At 44.0% G+C, this 12,411-nt stretch carries 9 protein-coding genes; 5 read left to right on the top strand and 4 right to left on the bottom strand.

Annotation, left to right across the window (positions count from 1 at the left end; translation table 11 throughout):
* Window positions 1–1,074: an ornithine cyclodeaminase gene (locus tag R3D86_09940; GenBank protein MEZ5758528.1), complete on the bottom strand. Its 1,074-nt coding sequence runs from the start codon at window positions 1,072–1,074 to the stop codon at window positions 1–3.
* A 126-nt stretch (window positions 1,075–1,200) separates the two neighbouring features.
* Between R3D86_09940 and R3D86_09935 the strand changes: the two genes are divergently transcribed.
* Complete coding sequence (locus R3D86_09935; protein ID MEZ5758527.1) at window positions 1,201–1,683, top strand: Lrp/AsnC family transcriptional regulator; 483 nt, start codon at window positions 1,201–1,203, stop codon at window positions 1,681–1,683.
* Here the strand turns inward: R3D86_09935 and R3D86_09930 are convergent.
* The 3 genes from R3D86_09930 to R3D86_09920 are packed head-to-tail and all read right to left on the bottom strand — an operon-like array spanning window position 1,680 to window position 5,190.
* Window positions 1,680–2,414 (bottom strand): ATP-binding cassette domain-containing protein, encoded by a 735-nt coding sequence (locus R3D86_09930; GenBank protein MEZ5758526.1) that lies wholly within the window; start codon window positions 2,412–2,414, stop codon window positions 1,680–1,682. The two genes, R3D86_09935 and R3D86_09930, sit on opposite strands and share 4 nt — an antisense overlap.
* Window positions 2,415–2,429: 15 nt before the next feature.
* Entirely contained in the window at window positions 2,430–3,782 is a 1,353-nt protein-coding gene (locus tag R3D86_09925; GenBank protein ID MEZ5758525.1) for an ATP-binding protein, read from the bottom strand.
* On the bottom strand, window positions 3,772–5,190 hold the full coding sequence (locus R3D86_09920; GenBank protein MEZ5758524.1) for a sigma-54 dependent transcriptional regulator: 1,419 nt from the start codon (window positions 5,188–5,190) through the stop codon (window positions 3,772–3,774). Before R3D86_09920 ends, R3D86_09925 begins: the two co-directional genes overlap by 11 nt.
* A 182-nt stretch (window positions 5,191–5,372) precedes the next feature.
* On the opposite strand from R3D86_09920, the gene R3D86_09915 reads away from it, so the two are divergent.
* From R3D86_09915 to R3D86_09900, 4 genes are read left to right on the top strand one after another with little or no spacing between them, the layout of a single operon-like run.
* Complete coding sequence (locus R3D86_09915) at window positions 5,373–6,689, top strand: efflux RND transporter periplasmic adaptor subunit (protein ID MEZ5758523.1); 1,317 nt, start codon at window positions 5,373–5,375, stop codon at window positions 6,687–6,689.
* 30 nt (window positions 6,690–6,719) lie between these two features.
* Complete coding sequence (locus tag R3D86_09910; protein ID MEZ5758522.1) at window positions 6,720–7,403, top strand: ABC transporter ATP-binding protein; 684 nt, start codon at window positions 6,720–6,722, stop codon at window positions 7,401–7,403.
* A gap of 48 nt (window positions 7,404–7,451) precedes the next feature.
* Complete coding sequence (locus R3D86_09905) at window positions 7,452–9,935, top strand: FtsX-like permease family protein (protein MEZ5758521.1); 2,484 nt, start codon at window positions 7,452–7,454, stop codon at window positions 9,933–9,935.
* Window positions 9,932–12,409, top strand: a complete 2,478-nt coding sequence (locus R3D86_09900) for an ABC transporter permease (protein MEZ5758520.1) — start codon at window positions 9,932–9,934, stop codon at window positions 12,407–12,409. The genes R3D86_09905 and R3D86_09900 overlap by 4 nt, the downstream gene beginning before the upstream one ends.
* The last annotated feature ends 2 nt before the right edge of the window (window positions 12,410–12,411 follow it).

Raw genomic sequence — 12,411 nt, 5'->3', positions numbered from 1 at the left:
TTATTTTCCTTTGTGGGACATGTTCTCTCTGGCACGTAATATCATGCCGAACAGATCACGGGGATCGTCAGGGTCCGCCACCATATCAAGATTTTGATATTCGCCCGTCTTTTCAAGCTGATCGCGGATATAACGAAGAGCAGAAAAATCCTCAATGGCAAATCCGACACTGTCAAATAAAGTGATTTGCTTTTGATCGGTTCGTCCCTCTACCTCGCCAGTCATCACTTGCCAGAGTTCGGTTACCGGATAATCTTCATCAAGCTGCTGAATTTCCCCTTCGATACGGGTTTGCGGCGGATATTCAACAAATATTTTGGAGCGAAGCAATATATCTTTATGTAACTCTGTTTTTCCGGGGCAGTCACCCCCGACCGCATTGATATGAACACTATCCCCAACCATATTATCGGTGAGAATGGTCGCATACTGCTTATCTGCAGTCACTGTGGTGATGATATCCGCTCCTTCAACAGCGGATTGTTCACTGTCACATTTAACAATATTTAAACCGCGACCTGACAGATTTTTAATGCAGCGGTCCGTTGCCGAAGGATCAATATCATAGAGTCTCAGTTCCTTTATGCCGCAAATCGCCTTGAAGGCAAGCGCCTGAAATTCCGACTGGGCACCATTTCCGATCATTGCCATACATTTTGAGCCTTTCGGCATCAGATATTTTGCCGCCATCGCCGATGTCGATGCCGTACGCAGTGCTGTCAATATAGTCATTTCAGACAGAAGAACCGGATAGCCCGTATTCACATCCGCAAGCACACCAAATGCCGTAACGGTCTGTAGTCCTTCTTTGGTGTTTTTCGGATGTCCGTTTACATATTTAAATCCGTAAACTTCACCGTCACTCGTCGGCATCAGCTCGATCACCCCTTCATTTGAGTGAGAGGCTACACGTGGTGTTTTATCAAACAGTTCCCAGCGTTTGAAATCTTCTTCCAGATAATCGCAAATACCGATAAGGGTATTTTCAATGCCAATTTCCAGAACAATTTTCATCATGTTATCAACGCTGACAAAAGGAACAAGATTGATATCCTTTGGCACCAAATTATTCATGACAGACTCCAGTTTATTAATTTCTGATTTTTAAGATTTTTTTATGATAATAAGATAAATTTTTATAAACAATGTCATATTTCTACATATTTTTGTAGTTATTTTGACAATATGACAGTATATATTATGCAAAATGTTAATAATGTGAATAATATCATGCCTTATAGCAAACGATCCAATGCCAAGTATATTTATGACCAGCTTGACCGTGAATTGATTGCCCTGCTCAGGAGGGATGGACGGGCACCATTGTCAAAACTTGCCGAGATTTTAAAAGTTTCGAGAGGCACAATTCAAAACAGACTGGACCGTTTAACTTCCTCCGGGACCCTGATCGGGTTTACAGTTCGGGTCCGTGAAGATTATGAGGCCGACGCGATAAGATCATTAATGCTGATCGAAGTCGTTGGAAAATCGACATCCCAGGTCATCCGCAAACTTCGTGGCATTCCCGAGCTTCAGACATTGCACACAACCAATGGCGCCTGGGATCTGGTTGCGGAAATTCAAACTGCCAACCTTAATGATTTTGACCGTGTTCTGCGTGAGGTCCGGATGATCGATGGCGTTTTGAACAGCGAAACAAGCATTCTGCTCAGTTCTGTTTAGTCTGTTACCTTGTCCAGCAAATTACTGACATATTCATTTTTGGGCGAAGCGATAATTTCTTCCACTTTCCCGTTTTGAACGACTTTTCCCTTTTTTATGATGACTATATTGTCTGCAAGTTTTGCAGCCTCTTCCATGTCATGGGTAACAAGTAGAATAGTTCGACTTTCTGCCTTTTGAAGTTTCACAAATTCATCATGAATATAGCCTTTGGTTATCGGATCAAGAGCGGAAAATGGTTCATCCAGCAATAGAAGTGACGGATTCAACATCAAAGCGCGACATAAACTGACCCTTTGCCTTTGCCCTCCTGATAATTCATGCGGGAAGCGGTCCAGCAAATCCTTATGTAAATTTACAAGGTCAATCAGATAATCCGCACGTTCTTTTATTCTGGCCTCATCCCATTTTTCTAACTTCGCCATTATGGTGATATTCTGGTATACCGTCATATGAGGGAACAACCCACCACCCTGAACCGCATAACCCATTTTTTTTCTCATATCTGGGAGCGTAGTATAATCAATCGGGTCACCAAATATTTCAACCTGCCCCTCCGAAGGCTGCATGAGACCGTTGACCAGTCTAAGCAGGGTTGTTTTTCCGCTACCGCTTTCTCCAACAAGTGCCGTGGTACTGTTATCATTAATTTCAAGATTAACTGCGTCGAGTGCAATGACGTCATCATACTTTTTGGAAATATTTTTAAATCTGATGGCACAATTGGGCAAAATATTCTGACTTTCCTAGAATGTTAAAATAAAAGTGGCACCACCACCTTCCGTTTTTGCCAGACTGACTGATCCACCATGGGCTATCATAACCTGACGGGTAAGTGCCAGCCCTACCCCGGAACCGTCCCTTTTTGTTGTATAAAACGGTACAAATATTTTTGCGGCGAGATCATCAGGAATTCCCGGACCATTATCGGCAACCTCAATTACTATCCTGCCACGTTTGTTGAGTTTTGCCCTGATCTCGACCCTGGCATTTTCGTGTCCTTTAAGGGCCTGTTCAGCATTCTTTATAAGGTTTATCAGCATTTGTTCAAGCATTTCACGGTCAGCGGATATTTCCAATCCTGCCGTGGATACTGATTTCTCAATTTTAATTTCTTCGTCAGTCCATCCGGCGGCGGCTATTCTAATCACATCATCAATAATATTATTGACTTTTAATTGCTCTTTTTCTGGGGGCGGTAGCCGCGTCAGACGTCTATAACTTTGCACAAAATGCATCAGGCTGTCAGACCGTCTGGCAACCGTATCCACCGCGTCTCGGACATTTGTAAGCTCCTCAATCAGATCTTCCTGCCCGCCTGCTTTTATAATGACGTCATCAACAAGGTCTGTTGACGTTTTGGCCAGGGACGAAACCGGCGTAATACTGTTCATAATTTCATGGGTAAGCACCCGAACCAGATCCTGCCATGCTTTGAGTTGCGCGACGTCAAGCTCACTCTGAATATCCTGGAGCGAAATAATTTTTTCCACTTTTCCTGCTGTAATAATTTGTGTGGATGCAATGGTCAGGGTCTGCTCTATATTATCAATTTTAATGGTAACAAGATGTCGTTCCCCGGGTTCCAGGGTTAAAACCCGTTTTCTGAATTCTTCACCAAATTGAGTAAGGTCTGCGACTTTAGCGACATGAATAGACCCAAATAACCGGCGGGCCGCATTATTATGAATTAAAATAGTTCCATCACCTTTTATCGACATAAGGGGCACAGGTACATGTTCTATCAGGGCTTTAAGATGCTTAAGTTCTTCTTCCTGCTGTCCTCTATACTGGCGAAATCGCTCCAGAATATCGGTAATTGCTTCACCCAGTTCAATAAAACCCGCCCCCATTCCGGCATGATCGAATTTTTGACCAAAGTCCCCATAACGCATAGCATCCAGAAATCGGGTCAGATCATCATTGGTCAGTTTCACAAAGCGAACAATTTCAAAAATCTGCGACATAGCAACCATCGCCACCAATAGACTTGCTGCCAGAAACCCCGGGCTGATCACCAGGATCGCCAGACTGGATACCGTGATAAATAACAGCACCAATCTTATAGTAAGAAGCAGACTGAAGCGTTTAAAACCCATATTTCTCCATCCTCCGGTAAAGGGCGGCCCTTGTCAGACCCAGTTCCTTCGCCGCATGCGAAATATTATAGCGGTGTTTCTTAAGTGACCTTTCTATTAAAACATATTCCATTCGTTCCAGATTCAAGTTCCCTTCCGGCAGCTCAATATCCTCATTTTCCGGCCCCGCTTTTATTGTTATCTTATTTTCAAGTTCCCCGGCATTGCCCGGCAGGGTATCAAGAGCAAAATCGGACGCATTAAATCTCACGCCATGACTAAGAATAACGGCTCTCTCTATCGCATGTCTTAGCGCCCGCACATTTCCCGGCCATGCATATGCCTTGATCGCTACTAAAGCTTCCCCTGAAAGCCTTTTTAATGGTTTATCATATTTCCTGCAGTAAAGGTCTATATAATAGTTGGCAATTTCTTCAATATCATCCGGCCGCTCTCTTAAAGGTGGCACACAGATCTCGACCGTATTCAGACGGAATAACAAATCCTGTCTGAAACGATTTTCATCACTAAGCTGTTTTGATGTTAAATTCGTGGCAGCAATCACACGAACATCAATTGAAATTGGCTGGTTTGATCCAACAGGCGTTACTTTTCTTTGTTCCAGAACTGTAAGCAATTTTGCCTGAAGATGAAGAGGCAAATTCCCGATTTCATCTAGAAAAAGAGTGCCGCCGGAAGCAGCGTGAAACCTTCCAACGCGGTCCTCTTTCGCATCGGTGAATGACCCTTTTTTGTGCCCGAATAACTCACTGTCAAAAAGGCTTTCACTGATTGCGCCCATATCAACACTCAAAAAAATTTCATCCGCCCTGTTTGAAAGCCTGTGAAGCTCCCGTGCCACCAGTTCCTTACCCGTTCCATTTTCACCGACAATCAACACATTGGCATCTGTCGGTGCCGCTTTTTCAATCATCGACTGAATATCTTTAAGCGCCGCCGAATTTCCTATAATCTGCTGGCTGCCCCTGTCTGCAACCAAAGTCCTGTTTGCCTGTTTTAATGTTGCTGCTTTACTGCGACTGTCCCTAAGTTTGACCGCTGCTGACAATGTCGCAACAACTTTTTCATTCTGCCACGGTTTTGAAACAAAATCTGTTGCCCCCATTTTCATAGCCTCAACCGCAATATTAACACCACCATGAGCGGTAATCATGATGACAACAGCTTCAGAATCTATTTTTAGTATTTCCCCAAGCCAGTGAAACCCTTCTTCCCCTGAACTTTGTCCCGGGCCAAAATTCATATCCAGCAATATAGCATCAAAATCAGTTTTCTTCATGGCGTCGGCAATCTGGCCAGGTTCACTAATCGTGACAACATTTTCAAAATGTCTTTTCAGAAGCAATCTGCCCGCGACAAGAATATCGTCATCATCATCTACAATGAGTATGGATCCATGCTTTTCCATTTAAAATTCCTGAATTTTTGCATTGTTCAATTTCGCACACATGTGTTCAATAATGAACAGTATATACTGTTCGAAAACGAACAGTAAAGTATTAAAACATTGAATATCAATAGTTTATTTTTTGGCACAGTCTTTGCAGAAATAATAGACAGTATTAAAAATCAAAATTTACAGTGAAAATTATGACAAAGATTGACAATATCAAAAAACCTGAGGGTGCCCATGCTGGAGTAGGCATGGACCGAAAAATAGAGAAAAAGAAAAACCCACTTAAAATGGCTCTTTGGGGGGTCGGCGGCCTTGCGGCTGCCGCAGTGCTGTATTTCATCATTGAAAGTGCAACAGGAGGGCGGACATTCCGTGTTGAAGAAAGCCGCCTTGTAGTCTCAACCGTAACCAGTGGCATTTATGAGGATTATATTCCAATCCGCGGCAAAGTCACTCCACTGAACACCGTTTTTGTTTCCGCCACGGAAGGTGGCCGGGTTGAGAAAATTCTGGTCGAGGATGGTGCCCTGGTTAAACAGGGGCAGGAAATTGTTGAACTTTCAAATCCCACTTTGCAGCTTGAAGTGTTCCAGAACGAGGCCCGTGTCGCCGGTGAATTGAATGCCATGCGAACTTTGGAACTTCAGCTGGAACAAAACCGTTTACGGCATATTACGGAAATTACAACACTGGAATATGAAATTCAGAAGCTAACCCGCAATGTCGAACGCTACAGAACGCTTTACAAGCAGGGTAATTTTACCAAAACCCAGCTCGATGAAGCGGAAGAGGATCTGACTTATAAAAAGAAAATGCTTGAGGTTACAAAACAATCCCAGGAAACAGATGCACGCATGCAGGAACAACAGCTTGAGCTGTCGAAAATTGATAGTGCCAATCTGGAACGGAACCTGGCGATTGCCCGTAATAACCTTGAAAATCTGAATATGAAAGCGCAGATAGACGGCAAGCTTTCCGGGTTTGATCTGGAATTGGGTCAGACAGTAGGCCGGGGAGATACAATCGGCCAGATCGATGATCCTGACCATTTCAAGCTCGAAGTCCAGGTGGACGAATTTTACCTGAACCGTGTGGATCTCGGGCAGACAGGGGTATATGTGCGTCCGGGTGACGGTGATGAATTTCCACTTCGCATAAAAAAGATTTATCCGAATGTGCAGAATAATCAGTTTAAAATAGATATGGTCTTTACAGAAGAGCAGCCAGAAGATATCCGCCGCGGACAGACCCTGCAATCCAAACTGACGCTGGGTGACAGCTCTGAAGCCATTCTTATTCCAAATGGTGCATTTTATCAGGACACTGGGGGTAGCTGGATTTTCGTCGTGAGCCCGGATAACACATTTGCCATAAAGCGTAATGTCCGCCTGGGGCGGAAAAACAACAACTTTATAGAAGTCTTGGAAGGCCTTGAAGTTGGTGAGAGGGTTATAACATCGCCTTACACAACTTTCATGGACATGGACCGACTGAAACTTACCGAAGAATAATCAGAGTACAAAAAACAAAAGGACTAAAATATGTTAAAACTGCAAGATCTGACAAAGGCATACCGTACTGACGAGGTTGAAACGGTAGCGCTGAATAATGTCAACATTGAAATAGAAACAGGTGAATTTGTTGCCATCATGGGGCCATCCGGATGCGGCAAATCGACCCTGCTTAATATAATCGGCATGCTCGATACGCCAACCAGTGGGCATTATTTCTTTAAAGATGAGGACGTTGCCGGCTACTCCGAATCCCAACTGGGTGTCATCCGCAAACAGAATATAGGCTTTATCTTTCAAAGTTTTAACCTGATTGATGAACTGACGGTTGCGGAAAATATTGAACTGGCTCTTCTCTATCATGACATTCCGGCCGCCGAGCGTAAAGAGCGGGTTGCCGCCGTTATGGATAAAGTCGGCATCGCCCACCGCGCCAAACATATGCCAAGCCAGCTATCCGGTGGTCAGCAGCAGCGCGTTGCCGTCGCCCGTGCCGTTGTCGGCAATCAAAGTATGATCCTCGCTGACGAGCCGACCGGTAACCTTGACACGGCCCACGGTCAGGAAGTGATGGAAATGCTGCAAAAACTGAACGAGGAAGGCACCACCATCGTTATGGTAACACACAGCCCGTCACATGCTGACTATGCCCGCCGGACCATAAACCTGCTTGATGGTCATGTGGTCACGGAAAGTATGCGTTCCAAAATATAGTTCATTTTTGAAGATTATGGGAGTAGGGACCCAATTCAGGATGAAGAAATGCTATTTAACAGTTATTTGATAAGCGCCTGGCGCAATATTTTTAAGCATAAGCTTTTCAGCGCGATTAATATTTTTGGTCTCGCCATAGGGCTTGCCGCCTGTATTCTCATTGCGCTTTTTGTCCGCAGTGAGCTTTCCTACGACAAATTCTGGTCCAAGGCCGATCAGATTTACCGCACCCATGTTACATTCAGCGTTCCCGGCAGGGACCCCATGAACATGGTCATGACCCCTGGGCCGGTTATTCATGCATTACTGAAAGATTTCCCGCAAATAGAATATGCAAGCCGTATTGCCAGTCAGGAACCGACCATCATAATTAATAATCAATATTTTGTTGATGATATCAGTCTGGTTGATGAAGATTTTATAAATATATTTGATCTTGAACCTGTAGAGGGTGATCTGAGCACCGCCCTTAAAAGCCTCAGTAACATTGTCCTGACCGAAAAACTGGCCAAAAAATATTTTGGGGCCGAAAACGCCATCGGTAAAGTTATCACCATCGATTTTGACAGCTATAAACGCGATTACAAAGTTGCCGCTGTCATTAAGGATATGGCAAAAAACAGTCAGGTAAATGCCGACGCCCTAGTCGCCATTGATGAACCGGCCTGGAAAGAAAAAGACTGGATGTTTGATGCCTGGTTTTCAACAAATTCCCATCTGTTTTTTACCCTTAAAAAAGGCTCTGATATAAAAAGCATAAATGCTTCAATGCCGGAATTTATTGACAGGAATTTCCCCAAACTTCCCTTTGGGGGCACGGGCGCCAAAACTTCTGACTTTGTATTTATGAATACCATGAATATTAAGGATCTACATCTGAAAGCCAGAGGAGATGGGGAATATCATGACCTTGGCGATATGAATACGGTCATTATTTTCTCTACTGTCGCCTTACTTCTTCTTATTATTGCTGCCATAAATTTTATGAATTTAAGTACCGCCCGCGCCAGTGGCCGGGCCAAAGAAGTCAGCCTTCGCAAAGTGCTCGGTGCCTCAAGGAAAGATCTGATTATCCAGTTTCTTGGTGAATCAATTCTGGTGACTGTACTCGGCATGGTAATGGCCGTTGTCCTTGTTGAATTCGCATTACCAACATACAATGAAGTGCTGGGCAAGACGCTTAAAATTGATTATGGATCAACCGATCTTCTTTACGTAGCGGGCCTTGCCATTTTCGTCGGCCTTCTTGGCGGTTCATATCCGGCTTTCGTCCTATCCCATTTTAGACCAGCAGAAACTTTAAAGGCAAACAAGTCATCTGAATCCGACGCCTCGATTAAGCTACGTTCAATTCTTGTAATTGTCCAGTTTGCAGTGTCCATTACTCTTTTTGTTTCAACGTCCGTTGTTTACGGTCAGATGCTCTATGCAAAAAATATGAACCTTGGCTATGACAAGGAAAATATACTCGTTGTAAAAGAAATTTACCGGGACATTGTTCTGAAAAAATTGCCGCTTCTGGTTGATGAAATCCGCCGGATGCCGAACACCGTTTCCGTGACCTGGTCAAATTTTATGCCTGAATCCGGGGATAACAATAATACATTAATGAGAACAGGGGATCAGGCACTGGAAGATGCCTCCCTGATCGGAAGCCGGGAAATCGGCTATGACTATTTTAAAACATACAAAGTGCCGCTGATTGCCGGTCGTGAATATAGCATTGAACGCGGCGATAAAGAGGTTTTAACGGACGATTTAAGAAAGGGACTAAATTATACCGGTTCCATAATCGTTAACGAATCTGCGCTTAGAAGATTGGGGCTCGGCTCACCCGAAGAAGCCATAGGAAAATTGGTTTTTGGATCCAAAGGTCAACCAGGTGAAAATCTGGAAGCAACTTATGAAATTATCGGTGTCGTTCCGGACATTCATTTTGATAGTTTAAAATCAACAATACGCCCTGAAATTTACGATCTTTCACCAGATTACGGCAGTGTGATTTCTGCCCGCTTTTCGGGTAGCCCTGTTGCCTTCACGGATCAGGTCAGAAAATTATGGGAACAGGAAATTCCCAGCATCCCTTTTAATTATGATTTTATTTCTGCCGCTGTCGCCAAACAATATAACGCCGAACAGGGGCAGGCGACTATGTTCGCGGCCTTTTCCTGTCTGGCTATTCTGGTTGCCTGTCTCGGGCTTTATGGACTGGCCAGCTATACGGCCGAGCGCAGAACCAAGGAAATTGGTATTCGTAAAGTAATGGGTGCCAGCGTCTTTGATGTTGTAAAGCTTCTGGTCTGGCAATTCTCAAAACCTGTGCTGATTGCAAACCTGATTGCCTGGCCCGTCTCCTATTTCGCCATGACACTCTGGTTGGAAAGCTTCGTTTACCGTATTGAGGATTTCTTCATACTCGGATTTTGCCTTCTTGCCGCCATTACGGCTCTGCTGATCGCATGGAGCACTGTTGCGGGAAACAGCATGCGGGTCGCCAAAGCCAACCCAATTAAGGCGCTGAGGTACGAATGATGTTGCTTAAAAATTATACCATTAGTGCCTGGCGCAATATTTATAATCATAAACTTTTCAGTATGATCAATATTCTGGGGCTGGCAATCGGCCTGGCTTCCTGCATGTTAATTGCCCTTTTTGTACGCGATGAACTTTCTTATGATAAATTCTGGAAAAATGCCGACAATATTTACCGTATGCACCAGACATTCTTGCCATCCGGACGGCCGCCAATGGTCTTTTCCGCATCAGCAGGCCCGATTATCCATGCCTTAGAAAAAGACTTCCCCCAGGTCACCCATGCATCACGCGAAGCACGCCAAAAGGCAACATTTATTCAAAATAACAGATATTTTGATGAACGATTGACGCTGGCCGATCCTGATTTTGTCAATATTTTTGATTTCACGGTGATAGCAGGTGACCTTGAAAGAACCATAAATGATCCGAATGGGCTGATTATTAATCAAAGTCTGGCCGATAAATATTTCCCGGGTGGCAATGCACTTGGCCAAACCCTCACCATCAATGCGGACGTTTTCGAACGCGAATTCATGATCGGCGCCGTCATAGAAGACATGCCGGAAAACAGTCAGTTAAACACCGTCGCTATTGTTAAAATTGTTGAAGAAGAATGGAAATCCCAGGAATGGATGTTCGACAGCTGGTTCTCCGTCAATTCTCATCTTTATTTCACGGTTGCACCGGGAACAGATATTGATGATATAAATAAACAGATGCCTGCCTTTATTGACCGGAATTTTGAAGATGGCGGTAGTGACGATCCGGTCTCTAGTTTTGTCATATTAAACTCCCAAAATATTAAGGATCTTCATTTATTGGGTCCGACCAACGGCGAATATCAGAAAATGGGCAGCATGACGACTGTTCTAACTTTTTCTGCCGTTGCCGTCCTTATCCTGATTATCGCCAGTATTAATTTTATGAATTTAAGCACGGCCCGGGCCAGCGGCCGCGCCAGAGAGGTGAGCCTTCGCAAAGTAATGGGGGCCTCAAGAAAAAATCTGATAACCCAATTTATCGGGGAATCCGTTTTCATCACTTTGTTTGCCCTGTTCACGGCAATTGTAATGGTGGAGATGGCTTTGCCGGTTTATAATAAAATTCTTGGGAAGGAACTTACCTTTCATTATGCTTCATTCGACATTGTAATAATGCTTTCCCTTGCTTTTATTGTCGGTATTTTGGGGGGTATATACCCGGCAATGGTATTATCGGGATTTAGGCCCGCCGAAATTTTAAAAACCAACCAGTCCCATGACAGTAATGCGTCCCTTAAATTAAGATCTGCACTTGTTATTTTTCAGTTTGCCGTATCCATAACCCTTTTTGTTTCAACCGCTGTTGTCTATGGGCAGATGCTCTATGCAAAAAACAAGGATATTGGCTTTGACAAGGAAAATCTCCTTGTCATTAAAAATCTTTATCGCGATGCCGCCGTTGAAAAACGACAATTGCTTGTTGATGAATATAGGCACCTGCCAAATGTATCGCATGTCACATGGTCAAATGATGCTCCAGGCGTACCAACAGAAAATAATACAACACTCAGAACCCCTGAAATGCCACAGAATAAAACCCTGCTGATTGGCAACCGAACCGTGGGTTATGATTTTTTTGAAACCTACGGCATTAAAATGCTTAGTGGCCGCACGTATGATATTAATAAAAATGACCGAAGAGCCGAGGCGGAAGAAATTCGCGCCGGAAATGGTTTTACCAGTTCACTTATCATAAACGAAACGGCCGTTCACCGCTTTGGATTTAAAAGCCCCGAAGATGCAATCGGTAAAATTCTTTATCGTCCGATTGGCAATAACGGCGAAGAATTAACACGGGAATACCAGATCATTGGTGTCACCCCTGATATTTACCTGGATACATTAAAAAAAGAAATCAGACCGGAAATGTTTGAGCTAATGTCAGAATATGCACAATATATATCCGTTCGCTTCACAGGATCCCCCGCTGCCATTGTGGACGAAACCAGAGCAATCTGGGAGCGAGAGATTCCCACTATTCCATTTGAATATAACCATACGATTGATCAGCTGTATGAACAATATCAGGCGGAACAAGGTGAAATGACCATGTTCGCGGCCTTTTCCGGCCTTGCCATTTTAATTGCCTGCCTGGGCCTTTATGGATTGGCAAGTTTCACGTCCGAACGCCGCACCAAGGAAATAGGGGTCAGAAAAGTGCTCGGCGCAAGCGTCATTGATATTATCAAACTCCTTGTCTGGCAATTCACAAAACCGGTTATAATCGCCAATCTCATTGCATGGCCTGTCGCTTATTACAGCATGTCAATCTGGCTCGAAAGTTTTGCCTACCGAATAGAAAATATCTTTATTCTCGGCTTTTGTGTTCTTGCCGGTGTATCAGCCCTTCTCATCGCCTGGGCCACTGTTGCCGGAAACAGCATGCGGGTCGCAAGGGCAAATCCAATTAAAGCATTAAGGTACGAATGATG

This window comes from Emcibacteraceae bacterium, assembly GCA_041396985.1.
GTDB lineage: Bacteria > Pseudomonadota > Alphaproteobacteria > Sphingomonadales > Emcibacteraceae > Pseudemcibacter.
Note: the sequence above shows the minus strand (reverse complement) of the source record. Positions and strands in the feature narration are given on the sequence as shown.